At 68.4% G+C, this 16,171-nt stretch carries 17 protein-coding genes; 9 read left to right on the top strand and 8 right to left on the bottom strand.

The features are described 5' to 3' along the window. The first annotated feature begins 27 nt into the window (after positions 1–27). On the top strand, positions 28–603 hold the full coding sequence (locus tag LFM09_RS32155) for a TetR/AcrR family transcriptional regulator (RefSeq protein ID WP_414100334.1): 576 nt from the start codon (positions 28–30) through the stop codon (positions 601–603). On the opposite strand, the gene LFM09_RS32150 is transcribed toward LFM09_RS32155, so the two are convergent. Both LFM09_RS32150 and LFM09_RS32145 read right to left on the bottom strand, forming a co-directional pair. Beyond that, positions 584–1,036 carry a MaoC family dehydratase gene (locus tag LFM09_RS32150; protein WP_414100333.1) on the bottom strand — a complete coding sequence of 151 codons (453 nt, stop codon included), beginning with the start codon at positions 1,034–1,036 and terminating at the stop codon, positions 584–586. The two genes, LFM09_RS32155 and LFM09_RS32150, sit on opposite strands and share 20 nt — an antisense overlap. A gap of 2 nt (positions 1,037–1,038) precedes the next feature. Then, the gene (locus LFM09_RS32145; protein WP_414100332.1) at positions 1,039–1,791 is read right to left on the bottom strand and encodes an SDR family oxidoreductase; all 753 of its coding nucleotides are present in this window, start codon (positions 1,789–1,791) and stop codon (positions 1,039–1,041) included. A gap of 131 nt (positions 1,792–1,922) precedes the next feature. Between LFM09_RS32145 and LFM09_RS32140 the strand changes: the two genes are divergently transcribed. Both LFM09_RS32140 and LFM09_RS32135 read left to right on the top strand, forming a co-directional pair. After that, the gene (locus tag LFM09_RS32140) at positions 1,923–2,723 is read left to right on the top strand and encodes an SDR family NAD(P)-dependent oxidoreductase (protein ID WP_414100331.1); all 801 of its coding nucleotides are present in this window, start codon (positions 1,923–1,925) and stop codon (positions 2,721–2,723) included. Between the two features lie 2 nt (positions 2,724–2,725). Next, positions 2,726–3,697, top strand: coding sequence for a quinone oxidoreductase family protein (locus LFM09_RS32135; RefSeq protein ID WP_414100330.1), 972 nt, complete (start codon positions 2,726–2,728; stop codon positions 3,695–3,697). Positions 3,698–3,758: 61 nt separating this feature from the next. On the opposite strand, the gene LFM09_RS32130 is transcribed toward LFM09_RS32135, so the two are convergent. The 5 genes from LFM09_RS32130 to LFM09_RS32110 form a co-directional block, all read right to left on the bottom strand. Continuing rightward, a complete protein-coding gene (locus tag LFM09_RS32130; RefSeq protein WP_414100329.1) occupies positions 3,759–4,196 on the bottom strand; it encodes a DUF6319 family protein in 438 nt (145 codons plus the stop codon). 99 nt (positions 4,197–4,295) lie between these two features. Beyond that, positions 4,296–4,511 (bottom strand): hypothetical protein, encoded by a 216-nt coding sequence (locus LFM09_RS32125; RefSeq protein ID WP_414100328.1) that lies wholly within the window; start codon positions 4,509–4,511, stop codon positions 4,296–4,298. Position 4,512: 1 nt separating this feature from the next. Beyond that, positions 4,513–5,670, bottom strand: coding sequence for a S8 family serine peptidase (locus LFM09_RS32120; RefSeq protein WP_414100327.1), 1,158 nt, complete (start codon positions 5,668–5,670; stop codon positions 4,513–4,515). A gap of 63 nt (positions 5,671–5,733) precedes the next feature. Continuing rightward, positions 5,734–6,885 carry a cation:proton antiporter gene (locus tag LFM09_RS32115; RefSeq protein WP_414100453.1) on the bottom strand — a complete coding sequence of 384 codons (1,152 nt, stop codon included), beginning with the start codon at positions 6,883–6,885 and terminating at the stop codon, positions 5,734–5,736. Positions 6,886–6,911: 26 nt separating this feature from the next. Next, a complete protein-coding gene (locus LFM09_RS32110; RefSeq protein ID WP_414100326.1) occupies positions 6,912–7,385 on the bottom strand; it encodes a cation:proton antiporter regulatory subunit in 474 nt (157 codons plus the stop codon). Between the two features lie 18 nt (positions 7,386–7,403). On the opposite strand from LFM09_RS32110, the gene LFM09_RS32105 reads away from it, so the two are divergent. From LFM09_RS32105 to aroH, 6 genes are all read left to right on the top strand, one after another. Continuing rightward, positions 7,404–8,507, top strand: a complete 1,104-nt coding sequence (locus tag LFM09_RS32105; RefSeq protein ID WP_414100325.1) for a DUF1015 family protein — start codon at positions 7,404–7,406, stop codon at positions 8,505–8,507. Between the two features lie 63 nt (positions 8,508–8,570). Continuing rightward, the gene (locus tag LFM09_RS32100) at positions 8,571–9,515 is read left to right on the top strand and encodes a hypothetical protein (RefSeq protein ID WP_414100324.1); all 945 of its coding nucleotides are present in this window, start codon (positions 8,571–8,573) and stop codon (positions 9,513–9,515) included. After that, positions 9,515–10,261, top strand: coding sequence for an ATP-binding protein (locus LFM09_RS32095; RefSeq protein ID WP_414100323.1), 747 nt, complete (start codon positions 9,515–9,517; stop codon positions 10,259–10,261). Before LFM09_RS32100 ends, LFM09_RS32095 begins: the two co-directional genes overlap by 1 nt. 8 nt (positions 10,262–10,269) lie before the next feature. After that, a complete protein-coding gene (locus LFM09_RS32090) occupies positions 10,270–10,590 on the top strand; it encodes an STAS domain-containing protein (protein ID WP_414100322.1) in 321 nt (106 codons plus the stop codon). A gap of 80 nt (positions 10,591–10,670) precedes the next feature. After that, a complete protein-coding gene (locus tag LFM09_RS32085) occupies positions 10,671–13,769 on the top strand; it encodes a S8 family peptidase (RefSeq protein ID WP_414100321.1) in 3,099 nt (1,032 codons plus the stop codon). A gap of 10 nt (positions 13,770–13,779) precedes the next feature. Continuing rightward, the gene (gene aroH / locus LFM09_RS32080) at positions 13,780–14,142 is read left to right on the top strand and encodes a chorismate mutase (protein ID WP_414100320.1); all 363 of its coding nucleotides are present in this window, start codon (positions 13,780–13,782) and stop codon (positions 14,140–14,142) included. On the opposite strand, the gene LFM09_RS32075 is transcribed toward aroH, so the two are convergent. Then, the gene (locus LFM09_RS32075) at positions 14,120–16,102 is read right to left on the bottom strand and encodes a hypothetical protein (protein WP_414100319.1); all 1,983 of its coding nucleotides are present in this window, start codon (positions 16,100–16,102) and stop codon (positions 14,120–14,122) included. The two genes, aroH and LFM09_RS32075, sit on opposite strands and share 23 nt — an antisense overlap. Positions 16,103–16,171 lie beyond the last annotated feature (69 nt).

Here is a 16,171-nt window from a genome sequence, read left to right as displayed (position 1 = left end):
TCCTTGGTCGGGAGGTACGCTCCGGTCGTGACCGTGCCTGAAAGACTGATCGACGCCGCCACCCGCCTGTTCGCGGACAAGGGGTACGAGCGGGTCGCCGTGCAGGAGATCGTGGAGCGCGCCGGTGTCACCAAAGGCGCCATGTACCACTACTTCGGGTCGAAGGACGACCTTTTGCACGAGATTTACGGGCGGTTGCTGCGGATGCAGACCGAGCGGCTCGAGAAGATCGCGGACGGGGCCGGGGCGATCACGGACAGGCTGCGTGAGGCTGCGGTCGACGTGATCGTGACGAGCGTGGACAACTTCGACGCCGCCAAGGTTTTCTTCCGGTCGATCGATCACCTGTCGGCGGAGAAGCAGAAGGAAGTTCGCGCGGAACGGCGGCGGTACCACGAGCGGTTCCGCGGGCTGGTCGAGGAAGGGCAGCGGGACGGCACTTTTCGCGCGGACGTGCCGGCGGATCTGGCCACGCACTACTTCTTCGGGTCGTTGCACCACCTGGGCACGTGGTACCGCCCGGACGGGGAGATCCCGGCCGGGCGGCTGGCAGAGCACTACGCGGATCTGCTGATCCACAGTCTTACGGAACAATCACGCTGACGATCTCGGCCACGCACGCGGGCTTGTCGTTGCCGTCGATCTCGACGACGACCTTGGTCACGAGCTGCTTGCCCAGCGCGATGTCGGAGATGTCCAGCAGTTCGACGGACGCGCGGACGCGTGAGCCGACGAGGACGGGCTGCGGGAAGCGGACCTTGTTGCTGCCGTAGTTCACGCCCATCTTGATGTTCTTCACCGTGTAGATGTCGCGCACCAGGTAAGGGATGAGCGACAGCGTCAGGTAGCCGTGCGCCACCGGGCCGCCGAACGGGCCCTTCGCGGCCTTCTCGACGTCGATGTGGATCCACTGGTGGTCCAGCGTCGCGTCGGCGAACAGGTTCACCTGCTCCTGCGTGACCTCGTGCCACTCGCCGTGGCCGAGGTGCTCGCCCTTCGCGGCGACGAGCTCGTCAACACCTTCGAATACGCGCATCGTCAGTCCTTCGGTCCGCCGGCGACGTAGATGACCTGGCCGGAGACGAACCCGGCGCCCTCGCTGACGAGGAACGACGCGGTGTGCGCGATGTCCTCGGGCTGGCCGACGCGCGCGACCGGGATCGTCTGAGCGGCTCCGTTGATCAGGTCCTCGAACGAGATCTTCATGCGCTCGGCGGTCGCCTTGGTCATCTCGGTGGCGATGAAGCCGGGCGCGATCGCGTTGACCGTGACGCCGAACTTGCCGAGCTCGATCGCGAGGGTCTTCGTGAAGCCCTGCAGACCGGCCTTGGCGGCGGAGTAGTTGGCCTGGCCGCGGTTGCCGAGTGCGCTGGTCGAGCTGAGGTTGACGACGCGGCCGAAGCCTTCCTTCGTCTGGTACTGCTGGACGGCCTTGCTCATCAGGAACGCGCCGCGCAGGTGCACGTTCATGACCGTGTCCCAGTCCGCCGCGCTCATCTTGAACAGCAGGTTGTCGCGCAGCACGCCCGCGTTGTTGACCAGCACGGTCGGCGCGCCGAGCTGCTCGGCGACCTTCGCGACGGCGGCGTTGACCTGCTCCTCGTCGGACACGTCGACCTTCAGGCCGATGGCGCGCCCACCGCCCGCGACGATCTTGTCGGCGCCGTCGAGCACACCCTGCTCGTCGAGGTCGAGCAATGCGACGGCCAAGCCGTCCGCGGCGAGACGTTGCGCGACGGCGGCACCGATGCCGCGAGCCGCGCCGGTGACGATGGCAACCCTGTCGGCCACGGGTCCTCCTTCGTTGGGGGATGGTGAGCTAAGCAAGCGCTTAGTAACGTACCTATCAGTCCGCTTGACGTCCAGCGCCGTGCGGACGACCATACCGACTGGTCGGAATGTTCGCTTGAACGAGGAGGCAGGTGCCCGTGGAACTCACCGGCAAGGTCGCGCTCATCACGGGCGGGTCCAACGGCATCGGTGCTGCGGCCGCCCGGCGTCTGGCTGCCGCCGGCGTGCGTGTCGTCGTCGCCGACGTGGACGTTGACCAGGGCAAAGTCGTGGCTGACGAGGTCGGTGGCGTGTTCGTGCGCTGCGACGTGACGCAGCCGCAGGACTCGGCTGACGCGGTCGCTTTGGCCGTGCGCGAGTTCGGTCGGCTGGACATCGCCTTCTTGAACGCGGGCATCGGGACCGGGTGCTCGCTGGGCGAGGACTTCGACGTCGAGGTCTACCGCCGTGCGCAGGCCATCAACCTGGACGGCGTCGTCTACGGCGCGCACTACGCGTTGCCCGCGCTGCGTGCCACGGGCGGCCAGATCATCGCCACGGCGTCGATGGCAGGCCTCATGCCGATGCCCGGCGACCCCGTGTACGGCGCGAACAAGGCCGCCGTCGTCGGACTGGTGCGCGCTCTCGGCGGCGCTTACGACGACGTGCGCGTCAACGCGCTGTGTCCCGCGTTCGCGGACACCAACATCATCACGCCGCTGCGGTCGACGCTGGAGGACATCGGCATGCCGATCCTGCCGGTGTCTGCTGTGGTGGACGCGTTCATGTCCATTGTGGAAGGTTCGGGAACCGGCGAGGCCTGGTTCGTGCAGTCGGGGCGCGTGTCGGAGCCGTTCGGCTTCCGGAACCCGCCCGGGCCGCGCGCCGCTGACGGCTCGCGGGTCGAGGCCGCTCGCAAGGATCCGATTTCTATCGCGCTCAAGGAGAGCTGACGATGCGTGCCATTCAGATCACCGAGTTCGGCGGACCCGAGGTGCTTCAGCAGGTGGAGCTGCCTGACCCGGTGCCTGGTGACGGTGAGGTGCTGATCAACGTCTCGCGGGCCGGGCTCAACTACGCGGACACGCATCAGGCGGAGAACTCCTACCTCGCGAAGATGACTCTGCCGCTGGTTCCCGGTGGTGAAGTCGTTGGTACCACTGAGGATGGTCGGCGGGTCGTCGCGCTGACCAAGAACTCCGGTGGGTATGCGGAGAAGGCCGTCGCGCCTGCGTTGACGGTTTTCGAGGTGCCGGACGGGGTGGACGACCTCACTGCGCTGTCGTTGGTCGTGCAGGGTGCCACGGCTTGGTTGTTGCTGCGGAAGTCGACTCACCAGGAGCCCGGTGAGTCGGTTGTCGTGCACGCCGCGGCTGGTGGTGTCGGCACGATTGCGGTGCAGTTGGCCAAGTTGTGGGGTGCTGGCCGGGTCATCGCCACCGCTTCTTCTGATGACAAGCGGAAGTTGGCGTTGGACCTGGGTGCGGACGTCGCCATCGACTCGCGTGCCGAGGACATGACGGCTGCGCTCATCGAGGCCAATGGTGGGCGTCGGGTTGATGTTGTGCTGGACATGACTGGGGGTGCTACCACTGATCAGTCGTTGGTGGCGTTGGCTCCGTTTGGGCGGCTTGCGTTTTATGGGATGGCCTCGCGGGAAAGGCCGAAGCCGGTTGACCTCGGATCGCTGCTGGTGCACTCCACGACCGTTGCGGGTATGTGGCTGCCTCACGCTCTGAGGGTGCGGGATGCCGAGCACGGGACGCTTGCCCACCGCGCCATGGCGGAGCTGTTCCAGCTCGTTGTGGACGGCAAGTTGAAGGCCGTACCCGGTGGGGAGTACGGGATGGGGGAGATCCAGCAGGCGCACGAGGACCTGCGCTCCCGCAAGACCGCGGGCAAGCTGGTGCTCGACCCGTCGCGGTAGGTTCCTGAACAACGCGAAAGGGGCGGCCCGCTGATGCGGGCCGCCCCTTTCGGTGTTCGAGTTACTCGGAGAGCTCGGCGAGCTGGGCCTTCACCTTGGCCAGCTCGGCCTCCAGCTCCTCCATGCGGGTGCGGTGCTGGTCGCGCGCCGCCTCCAGCACGCCTTCGATGCCCTCCGCGATGTCCTCGTGCAGCTCCTTGGCCGCCTTGGCCACGGCGATGGCCGGGATGACCAGGCCCGACACGACGCGCTGCGTGCCGTGGACCAGGTCGGCCTGCCATTCGCCTTCGGCGGTGCCGGTCACCGTGAGCGTGAGCTCCACGGTGCGGGTCTTCTTCGCCGTGCTCTTGGGGCGGCCGGCCTTCGGCTTCTCCGCCTTGGGGGCCTCCGTCTTCGGCGCCTCGGCCTTGGGAGCCTCGGGAGCCTCCGCCACGGGAGCCGGAGTCTCCTCCACGACGGTCTCCTCGACTGCTTGCACCTCGGTGAGCGTGTCCGACACGATCAGGTTTCCTCTCTCGCAACGACGTGACCCCGCGCACAATCCTAGAACACGTGTTCGATCGGACAGCAATGGGGGGTCGTCGGAGAGCCTATCCAGTCAGTAGGGCGGGAGCTGCACGCGCCACTGCCGTTCGACGTCCAGGACGCCGGGTACGGAGAGCAGGGAAGGGATCGCGCGGACCTCGACGGTGCCGGTGACCACGCCTAGTGCTTCCAGAACGGTGTCCACGACCAGGCCGGCCTCCCGCAGGTCGTCCAGGACCCGCGGGAGGCTGCCTTCGGTCACGGAGACCATGACCTGGTCGACGGACATGTCAGGGGGCCTGGACCAGCCCGCTGCCGACGTCCGCGGACGGTAGGGACAGGCGCAGTGCCGTGGAGGAGAGGCGGGCCCACAGTTCGTAGCCGCGGGCGCCGGTCTTCTCGGCGATCAGCACGGCCACGCCCGCCGCGTGCGGGGTTGCCATGGAGGTGCCGCGCAGGCGGCGGTACTTGTCGGGCAGTTTGAACGACGAGTAGACGTCCACGCCCGGGCCTGCGAGGTCGATCTGGCCGATCTTGTCGGCGCTGCCGGAGGAGAACGACGCGATGGCGCGGTTCACGTCGATCGCGGCCACGGCGATGATGCTGGGGCAGCGGGCCGGGTGGCCGACCGGTGCCACGCGGCCGGGGCGGGTGGAGGCGTTGCCCGCGGCGGCGATGATCAGGGTGCCCTTGGCCATGGCGCGCTGGGCGACGGTTTCGTAGATCTGCGAGTACGGGGTGCCTGCCGGGACGTCCGCGCCCAGGGACATCGAGATGACCGCGCAGCCGTTGGTCACGGCCCAGTCGATGCCCGCCAGGATGCCGCCGTCGGAGCCGGAGCCGGCGTTGGACAGGACCTTGCCGGCGAAGATCTCGGCCTCGTGGGCCACGCCGTAGCCGGGGAGGGTGGCGGGCTTGCGCGGGCCCGCTGAGGTGCCGATGCAGTGCGTGCCGTGGCCGTGGCCGTCCTGCACGTCCTCGCCGGTGATGAAGGACTTGACCGTGATGGCGCGGCCGGCGAAGTCCGGGTGGTTCTGCTCCCAGCCGGTGTCGAGCACGGCCAGCTTGATGCCCTTGCCGGTGGCCGTGCTGGTGCTCGCGCCGGTCGCCTGCAGGCCCCACGTCAGGACGGACTCGTCCTCAGCGGCAGAAGGGTCTTCTTCCTCGGCCGGGGCGGCGAACACGTGCACGACGCGTTCCGGTTCGACGATCTGGACCGGGCCTGGGCGCTCGGCGGCGCCGTTCAGCTCGGCCAGCAGGTTCGGATCGCCGGACACCACGGCCACGCCCAGCGCCGGGAACACCTCCATGGTGTCCGAGTCCAGCTCGCCGGTGTTCGGGTCGAACCCGGCGATCGCGCCGAGCTCGGCCACCCCCTCCTCGATGGCGTCTTCCTGCAGCAGCACCAGGAAACGGCCGGTGGTCTCCACTTCCGCGGGTTCGGTCATGACGGTTCGCCCCTACTCTCCTGTAGCCCTACTAAAGAGAGTCGTCCGTCAGGGGCACTTGTTTCAGGCCATTTGCCGACGACGTTGGAAGAATTCCCCGATCGGCTCAACGTACTTGGCCGCGATCGGGCCCAGGATCGCCATCAGCAGGACGTAGGCGGTGGCCAGGGCGGCGAGCCTGTCGTTCACCTGACCGGACGCAACCGCCAGGCCCGCGATGACGATCGAGAACTCTCCGCGTGCGACGAGTGCCGCGCCCGCGCGCATTCGGCCCATCTTGCCGATGCCCTGCCGGCGTGCCGCCCACCAGCCCGTGACGACCTTCGTGACGGTCGTGACGGCGGCCAGTGCCACCGCGATTCCAAGAACGGGTGGAATCGACTTCGGGTCGGTGTTGAGTCCGAACACGACGAAGAACATCGCCGCGAAGAGGTCGCGCAGCGGTTCGAGCAGGCGGGTGGCGTTCTCGGCGGTGGAGCCCGAGATCGCGATGCCGAGCAGGAACGCGCCGACCGCCGCCGAGACCTGCAGCTGCGAGGCGATGCCGGCCACGAGCAAAGCGGAGCCGAGGAGCTTGAGCAGGAACACCTCGTGGTCGGGACTGTCCACAATGGCCGAGATGAACCGGCCGTACTTCAACGCCACCACCAGAACCACGGTGATCGCCAGCAACGAGATGCCGACCGACGTGAGCCCGCCGAGGAAGCTCACGCCCGACAGCACGGCGGTGAGCACCGGCAGGTAGACGGCCATCGCCAGGTCCTCGAACACCAGCACCGACAGCACGACCGGCGTTTCGCGGTTGCCCAACCGGCCCAGGTCGCCGAGCACCTTCGCCACGATGCCGGACGACGAGATGTACGTGACGCCCGCCATCGCCAGCGCCGCGACCGGGCCCCAGCCCAGCAGCAACGCCGCGATCGCGCCCGGTGCCGCGTTCAGCACGAGGTCGAGCACGCCGGCCATCCACGAGCGCTTCAGGCCGTTGGTGAGCTCGGAGGCCGAGTATTCGAGGCCCAGGAGCAGGAGCAGCAGCACCACGCCGATCTCACTGGCGAGATGCGTGAACTCCTCGATGCCTTGTAAAGGGACGAAACCGCCGACGCCGAACGCGAGCCCGCCGATCAGGTACAGCGGGATGGGCGAGATGCCGATCCGTCTGGCGACGCGGCCGAGCAGGCCGAGGCCGAAGAACACCGCGCCGAGCTGGATCATGGCGATTGTTGTCTCGTGCACTGTGCTTAACCGCCGTGGAGGATCTCAGCGGCGGCGTCGAGGCCTTCCGCGGTGCCGACGACGACCGCGAGGTCACCATTTTCGAAGATGAAGTCGGGGCCGGGCGACGGATGGGCGTTGCCCGAGCGCACGACGGCCACGATGGACACACCGGTCCTCGTGCGCAGAGCGGTCTCACCGAGCGTGCGGTTCGCGAACGCCGTCACCGGGAGCTGCCGGGTCGTGATGCCGGCGATGTCGCGGTGCTCCTCGCGCAGGTGGGCGACGAGCTGCGGCGCGCCGAGCAGGCCCGCCAGCGTGCTCGCCTCCTCAGGGGAGAGGGGTATCGAGGCGGCGCAGGAGTCCGGATCCGACGCTTTGGACAGGATCAGCTCGAACCTGCCGTCCCGATACGTGATCACGCCGACGCGGCGGCCGGCTCGGATCATGAAGTCCTGGCGCGTGCCGATTCCCGGCAAAGGCGTGATCTCTACGTTCACACAGATCATGATACGTGGATGCCGCTACGAGTACGCCCAGTGCGACGCGGGTGGGTGGTGCGCGACCGCGTGCCCGGCCCGGACGTCGACGAGTTCGCCGAGCCCGGTCAGGTGATCGGGGCGCTCGCCAGAGCCCCGCACGGCACGTTGCTGGCCGTGCAGCACCCCCACCGCACGCCGGCCTCGCTGGCGGCGGGGATCGGGCTGCTGGACGCGCTGCCGGCCGCGCGCGCCGAGCTCGCGGTGCTGGTGCGGCGGGCGTACCGGGAGGTCGCGGACGTGGTCGCGCCGTACCGGGTGGACGGACCGGACGGGACCGCGTGCGGGCTGCTGTGCCTGGTCGACCCGGACGCGATCGCGCACACCGAGGACGTCTACCCGGACGTGGTAGCCGAACGCGGTCAGGTGCTGGCCTCGCTCGGCATCGCGACGAGTGCCGCGATGCTGATCCCGATCACGCACCACGACGGCCTCACCGAGCTGGTGCTGGGCATCACCGAAGAGCCTGCTGTGTCCCTTGTGGACTCCGGTGGGCGCAGGCACTGGGTGTGGCTGGTCGAACCCGGAGAGCTGCAAGACGCGTTCCTCGAAGCGGCGGGCGCGCATCCGTTGCTCGTGGCGGACGGCAACCACCGGGTCGCGGCGGCCAGGGAGGCCGGACTGTCCGGACTGCTCGCACTCATCACGTCCGGCCCGGGCCTGCGCGTCGGGCCGATCCACCGCGCGATCGTCGGCACCGGGTTGGGCGCGTCCGATCTGGTGACGGCGTGGGAACGGGTCGGGCTGACGGTGTCGACGTTGCCGTACGTCGTCGATCCGGAACCGGGTGTGGTCGTGGTGCGCTGCGCGGACGAGGTGCTGAGGGTCGAACTGCCTGCGGGACAAGGGATCGACCACGCCGTGGTGGAGTCGTTGTTGCTGCACGAGGCACTGGGGCTGGACCCCGAGAGTCCCTGTGTGCGGCCGGTGGTGGACCCGTCGGTGGAGGCCGAGGCGGTGCTGCTGATCGCGCCGGTGCCGCTCGCCGAAGTGTTGGCAGGAACCAAGATGCCGCGGAAGAGCACGTACTTCACGCCCAAGCCGCGCAGTGGTCTGCTGCTCGCCGATCTGGCTCATCCTTAGGGCCCTGCCGGGCGGATTCGTTCGGCCCTGTTTAGCGACCGATCGTGCGGTGAGACTCGGGTGATGCACCACGAAGTGTCGCCCTCGCTCCCGCCGCCTCACTCGAAGATCGGACTTGTGCACGTCAGGCACCTGAGGGTGATGACCGCGGCGTTGCGCGCGGTCGACTACCGCTACGGCGGAGGGTCGTGCCGGACCCAGGTGCAGGCTCTGTTGTCCTGGTGTGACAAGGCGTTCGCGCACTCGGCCAGTGCGGTGGTCCGCCGTGAGTTCCGCTGCGCCATCGCGGAACTGCACGCGCTCGCGGGCTGGACCGCCTTCGACGCCGGGCTCGGCGGGTCCGCGCACCGCCACTTCCTCCTCGCCCTGGACTTCGCCCAGGACGAGGACCTGGTGGCGAACATCCGTTACCGGATGGGGCGGGTTCACCTGCACCACGGTGGACCCGCCGACGCACTCGGCATGTTCCGCCTCGCCGGTCTGGTCGCGACGAACCACCACACCAACGCGATCCTCGCCGCGAACCAGGCGTGGTGCTACGCCGAGATGGGGCAGCGGGTGGCCGCGCTGGCGTTGCTCGGACGTGCGCACGATGAGTTCGCACGCGCGGATGTCGACGGTGCGGCGCCGTGGGCTGCGTTCTTCGACGTGCACGACCTCGCCGGCATCACCGGTGCCGTCTACACCGCTCTCGCGCGCACCGTGGACGAGAGCTTCACGCGGCCGGCGATCACGGCGCTGGAGCAGGCCGTGGCGGGCTATCGCGACGACATGGCGCGCAGTCGCTCGTTCGCGCTGATCGCATTGTCGCTCAACCATCTCGTGGAAGGAGATCCGGACGAGGCGGCGGCGGTCGCGGCCCTGGCCGTCACGCAGTCCGATGACATCATGTCCGCGCGTACGCGCAAAAAGCTCGAACCGCTGCACGCCGAAGCGGGCAGACGGCGCGCGACCAGGCTGAGGGAGCTGATCACGCCCTTGCTGGCGGCTCCGTCACACGCGGCGTGATGAGCGCGCGGACCCGGTGGTTTCCTGCGGTTCCGGGGTCGTTGCCCGAGATCCGGGCTTTCGTGCGCGATCTGGCCGGAGAGTCCGGGTTGAACGGGGACGACGCGCGAGACGTGCTGCTAGCGGTGTCAGAGGCGGCGGACAACGCGGTGCGGCGCGCGGGGGCGTCCGTCGTGGGGGTGACGTGGGAGCCGCGTGATCACGCGGTGCTGCTGACGATCGAGGACGACGGGGTGTTCGACCTCGACGAGGGAACGTCCGCCCGGCCGCTGGGGCTGCGGCTGCTGTTCGGGATCGCCGACGAGGTGCACGTGCGTCCCGGCAAACCGACCTGGCCCGGCACGGTCGTGCGCGCACTCGTGCGGGTCTGGTCGCGTGCGGGTGTCCCGGATCTGCCCGCGCCTCCGGGACGCCCGCGCGTGCTGCTCGTCGACGGCGACCGGGTCTCCGGTCAGTCGCTGGCCGCGTTCCTGCACGCCGAGGGCTACGACGTCACGCTCGTGACCACGGTGGCGGCGGCCGAGTCGGCGCTGGAGTCCCCGCCCGCACTGGCGATCGTGGACCTGCTGACGTCTCATGGTGAGGGGACCAGGTTCGCGGCGGTGGCGCGGACGTTCGGAGTGCCGGTTGTAGCCGTTTCGGCGATCGAGCCGGCGCACCACGTTGCCGATGCTTACTTACCGAAACCAGCGCACCCACTGCGTGTACTCGCGGCGGTGCGCGACCTGCTGTCTCCCGATTCGTGAGGCACACGATGGAACCCGAGCCAGGCTTGCTGGAGGTGCGTCGCCGCGGGGCGGTGGTGACGCTGCTCGGCGAGGTCGACCTGAACACCAGTGAGCTGCTGCGGTCCGAACTGGCCCTGGCCTGCGAGTTCGGCAACGGCGCCGGCGATGTGGTGATCGACTTCACCGGGTTGACGTTCATCGGGTCGAGCGGTGTGCACATCCTGATCGAGACCGCGACGAACCTGGGGGAGCGGCGGCTGGTGCTGCTCGGCGGCGGGTGGGCGGTCTACGTCGTCAACCTGCTCGGTCTCACCCTGCGGTATCCGAACATCGTTGTGGACGGATGATGCTTCCTCAAAACTGACTGGCGCGTTAGTTTTCCCTCCTGCCGCGGTCGCTGGATGTCCCACCGATGGATGGGACGTACATGCGCAGACCCGTGCTCCTGGTCGTTGCCCTGGCTTTGCTGGGCCTACCCGCTGTTGCTTCCGCTTCGCCGCCCGCTGACCGGGTGATCACGTTGATCACCGGTGACGAGGTGGTGCTGACCGGGTCTCGGGTTGCCGTGCGGCCTGGTCCGGGACGGTCACACGTCAGCTTCCTGCAGCAGACCGGCGTTCCGGACATCTCGGTCGTGCCGTCGGACGCGGCGCCGCTGCTGCGGGACGGCCGGCTGGATCCCCGGTTGTTCAACATCTCCGAGCTGGAACGGCAGGGCTTCGTCGGTTCGGCGTTGCCGGTGATCGTGTCGGGGGCGGTGCCCGGGATGCGGGCCTCCCGGGCGTTGTCCTCGTTGAACGCATTCGCTTCCACGGCCTCCGTGGAGGTGTGGCAGGCGGCGCTGGCCGGGTCGGCGCGGGTGTGGCTGGACGGGCGCGCTCGGGTCGTGCTGGACCAGAGCACGCGCCAGGTGGGTGCTCCTGCCGCGTGGTCCTCCGGGATCACGGGCAAGGGCGTCACGATCGCGGACCTCGACGGCGGCTGGGATCCCGGCCACCCGGACCTGACCGGGGTCGCGGAGGCACGTGACTTCACCGGGACCGGCATCCGCGACGGGTACGGGCACGGCACGCACACCGCGTCGACGATCGGCGGCACCGGTGCGGGTTCCGGCGGCAAGTACCGCGGGGTTGCGCCGGACGTGCGGATGCTGGTGGGCAAGGTGTGCACGGACGACGGCGGGTGCCCCGAGTCGGCGATCATCGCGGGGATGGAGTGGGCGGCGGCTTCCGGTGCGGCCGCGGTGAACCTGTCGCTGGGTGGGCCTCCTACCGATGGCACTGATCCGATGTCGTTGGCTGTCAACGCTTTGACCGCGCGGTACGGGACGCTGTTCGTGGTGGCGGCCGGTAACTCGGGGGCTCCTCGGACGGTGGGCACGCCTGGTTCGGCCGATTCCGCTTTGACCGTGGGGTCGGTGACCAAGCAGGACGCGTTGAGCTCGTTCTCCTCGCGTGGGCCTCGATTCGGTGACTACGCCCTTAAACCTGACATCGCGGCGCCTGGGTCCTCGATCGTGGCGGCGCGGGCTTCCGGGACCTCGATGGGGACGCCGGTTGACGCGCTTTACACGTCGGCTTCCGGAACCTCGATGGCGACTCCGCACGTGACCGGTGCGGCGGCGTTGTTGAAGCAGGCGCATCCTTCCTGGCGTGCTGCCGAGTTGAAGGCGGCTTTGATGGCTTCTTCTTTCGAGCTGGGTCTCTCGGTGTACGAGCAGGGCGCCGGGCGGCTGGACATCGCGCGAGCTCTTGGTCAGTCGGTGACTTCGTCGCCGGCTTCGCTGTCGTTCCCGTTCGTGACGTGGCCGCGGACCGGGCCGATCACTCGTACCGTGACCTACTCGAACGCCTCGGCTTCGCCGGTTTCGTTGTCGTTGAAGCCGCCTGCTGGGCCGTTTTCGTTGAGCGTTTCTTCTCTGCTCGTTCCGGCCGGTGGCACGGCTTCTGTTGACGTGACGCTGACTCCTGGTGTTCAGGGTGGACAGTTCGGTGGTGCTCTCGTTGCTTCTGGCGCCGGGGTTGTCGTTCGGACGCCTTTGGGTGCTGTCGTCGAGGAGGAGAAGTACACGCTGTCGTTGGACGTTGTCGGGCGTGACGGTGCGGATCCCTGGTACGCGACCGTGCAGGTGATCGACGTGGCGACAGGTAAGTCGCACGGGTACTTCTTCACCGATGGTGCTCGTGGGTCTGTGCGCGTTCCCAAGGGGCGCTATGACGTGCACGCGATGGTGAACGGGTACAAGCGCGACACCACTTTGCTTTCTTCGCCAGAGGTTGTGGTCGGGGGAGACACGTCGGTTCGGTTCGACGCAAGGTCTGCTTCTGCGTTGCTGCCCAAGGTGGATCGGCCGGGTGCGAAGGCCGGGATGTTCTACCTCTCGCTGTTCTCGGGCAACGCGACCAAGTCCACCGGGATCGGGCTGATCTCCTCCGTCGGCGGGGACACGTTCGCCGCGCCGACTCCTCGGGTTTCCGGGCGGGTGTTCCAGTTCTGGTACCAGCCGGTGCTGGTCGCGGGTGACGCTGTTTACAACCTGATGTTCGTGCGAGACGGCGGGATCCCGGATCCTGCTTCGTTGGTGGTGCGTGATTCCTCGCTGGCGAGGGTTCACGCGACGTACCAGTCGCAGGGTGGTGCTCCGGCCGTTGGTGTGCGTGGTGGGTACGGTTACTACAAGGGCTTGGCGCCGAGCGTGACCGTGTTGCTGGACATGCCGGTGCCTACTACGCGGACCGAGTTCTACACGCCGGGGCCCGATGTCGAGTGGGACAGCACTTTCGGGTTCCGCGGTGGCGGTTGGGGCGAGTACCAGCGATCTCCTCGGCGTTCGTACTCGGCGCGTTCGTACACCGTGGTGTGGAACAGGTCGCCTCTCGGTCCTTCGTTGGGGTCCTATGAGGACAACTGGGGCCTGTCGCGGACCGGTGATGTCGTGAACGCGTCGATCCCGCTGTTCTCCACGGCTGGGGACTGGGCGTACACCGAGTCGTGGGGTTCCTACGCGAACGCTTCCACCACGTTGTCGTTGGACGGCAAGCAGATCGCTTCCTCGCCGTATCCGGGCTGGATCTCTGCTTCGGTGCAGGGTGCGGGCAAGTACACGCTGTCGACCGTGACCGACCGGCCGGCGCCTTACTCGGCGTTCGGGACGCACGCGTCGGCTTCGTGGACGTTCAACTCGCCTGGCACGACCTCCTCGCGGACGGCGCTGCCGTTGATGGTCGTGCGTGCGTCCGGAAAGACGGATCGGGATGGGCTGGCCCCGTCCGGCCGGGCTTTCGTGCTCGACCTGAAGGTGGAGAAGCAGAAGGGCGCTAAGTGCGGCCGTGTGGGTGTTCCACGCGTTGAAGTGTCGTATGACGACGGTAAAACGTGGGAACGTGCTCTCGTTGTGGGTAAGCACGCTCTGCTGTTTCACCCACGCGGCAAAGCGTTCGTATCGCTGCGTATGTCGGTGTCCGATTCGTTGGGCAACTCCGCGTCGCACACGGTGATCCGGGCGTACGAGGTCGTACCGCGCTAGTGTCGGTGACATGGCGGTACGAGCGATCAGGGGAGCCACGCAGATCGACGCGGACTCGCGCGACCTGGTGCTGGAGGCGACGGCCGAGCTGGTGCGCGAGGTGCTCTCTCGCAACAGCCTGACCGTGGATGACCTGATCAGCGTCGTGCTGACCGCCACACCCGACCTGACGTCCGAGTTCCCCGCCTACGCAGCGCGTCAGGCGGGGCTCTCGGACGTGCCGCTGTTGTCCGCGACCGAGATCGCGGTGCCGGGCGCGATGCCCCGCGTGATCCGGTTGCTGGCGCACGTCGAAACCGATCTGCCGCGTTCGTCCGTCAAGCACGTGTACTTGCGTGGAGCAGCGGCGCTCAGGACCGATCTGAACCACTGAAGTACTGCTGCAGCCTTTGGTGCCGGAATTCGTAGGCGGCTCCGACCTGCCGCAGGACGCCGCGCTTGTGCGCGTCTACGAGAAACTCCATGAGCCGCCACGGCAGCTTGCGGCCAAGCGCGAACCACACCCGGACGACGTTGAAGTTGACCCAGGCTCCCCAGTGCGGCCAGCACAACGCGCCAAGCATCACGAGGCCGACCGCAGGCGCAAGGACCGGGATGCTTCTGACGTCCAGGGATATCATGAGCACCAGCGCGGCAGTGCCCAGGATGGCCGGGGTCCACAGGGTCAACACGATGGTCGTGCGGCGATCGCCGATGAGACCGCCATGCGGGTCGACCGGGACGTCAACGGAGATCTTTTTCGCGCCGAGGCGGGCACCCACAGCCACGCCGAGCAGCGCTCCCGTGGCCAGCGTGACCGGTGCGATCCCCGACGCCAGCCATCCCACCGTCATCGCTCCCGCGACACCTACGAGCACGTTGATCATCACGTGACGCATGGCGGTTCGCCACTCCAGGTACGTCGGAAGAGGAACTGCGCCTTCCAGGCGACCGGCCACGGTGCCGAACACGGCAGCTGCGAGTACGAGCAGGCCTGCCTCCGCGCCAGTTGGCGATATGAGGTCGGTCAAGCTCGCGAACACGACGAGCACCGTGAAGAACACGGCGCCCGACCAGGCGGCCCGGGCTGCTCCGACGATCAGGTGAGGGCGAGGTAGCAGCAGGAACAGGCGCCACCACGCCAGGTTTCCTGCTTTCGGGCGTTCGGAGAGCCTGCGAGCGAGGAAGGAGAGCCACTTTCGCGCGTCGGCCGCGTCCTTTGCGGGGTACAGCGCCGGTAGATAAGCCTCCAGCAGGTGTCGCTCGACCGCGGACGCCGTTGGCAGGTCCAGCAGGTCTTCTGGACGAGTTGCCAGGGGCGTGAACGCGGTCTTCGCCAGGTACACCGCGAGCGGGGTGGACAACGCCCGCGCGAGCACGCCGTCCCGCTCCTGGCGCAGCCGTGCGGCGACCGGTTGCCACCGCCGATCCCCGTCGGGCGCGCCGGCCTCCAGATACCGCGCCGCCTCACCGGCCTCGATCGTTGCCAGCTCGACGACGGCCGCGCGGCCCACCGGCATCCCGGTCGAGCCGATCAACCGCTCGTAGTCGTCGGTCCTGCAGGTGAGCACCACCGGTTTGTTGCGGCCCACCACCCCAGCGATGCCCGCGATCGCCTCGACGCGCAGCGCCACCTCGTCCAACGCGTCCAGCACCGGCAGCACCATCCCTCGTTCGACGAGGTCGCGCGCCGCCTCAGGGCCGTGGGCGCCGCGCTTGCGGAACACGGGGTGATCCACCGCGATCCGCTGTGCCATCCAGGTCTCGAGGTCCTGTCCGGTCGGGTCCCACGAGGCGAGCGAGAACATCACCGGCACGGGGTCGCCCGGCTGCCTTTGGGCGAGCAGCCGGAGCGTCAGCAGGATCGCGGCGCTCGTCTTGCCCGAACCGGGCTCGCCCAGCACCACGAGCTGGTGGCCGGGCAGCTTCTGCAGCGCCTCGGCCAGGTCGCCGACGCCGCCGTGCAGCTTGAGCCGCACCGGCTTCGCGGCCATGGCCTCCGCACCGACGACCTCCGCCGCGCTCGGTGCGACCGGCCGTTCGGTGGACGCCCAGCTGACCTTCAGCGGTTCCTGGCGGGTGAGTCCGCGGGCACCGGCCTCGCGTTCCCACTGCCTGGCGACGAGCCGGGCGAGGTCCTCCAGAGCCGGGGAAGTGGGGGTGCGCGCGGCGTTGGCGCGCAGGCCCAGCACCACCGTGGCGACGAGGCCCGCGAGCGCGAGCAGTGCCCCCGTGATGCTGGCGAGCTTGTCGCCCTGGTCGAGCGCGTCGTCCGATCTGGACAGCCAGATCAGCACACCCGCGATCGCGACGACGAACGCCCCGAGCGCGAGCCACCACCTGCGTGAGTTCACCGGCACATGATTCCTGATGACCGGCGGAAACCTCGACTTCCCATGCAACCTGGAATTTCCGGACTGGCC

Source organism: Lentzea alba, from assembly GCF_047445655.1.
Classification (GTDB): domain Bacteria; phylum Actinomycetota; class Actinomycetes; order Mycobacteriales; family Pseudonocardiaceae; genus Lentzea; species Lentzea alba_A.
This window is presented reverse-complemented; position numbering and strand designations above follow the sequence as displayed.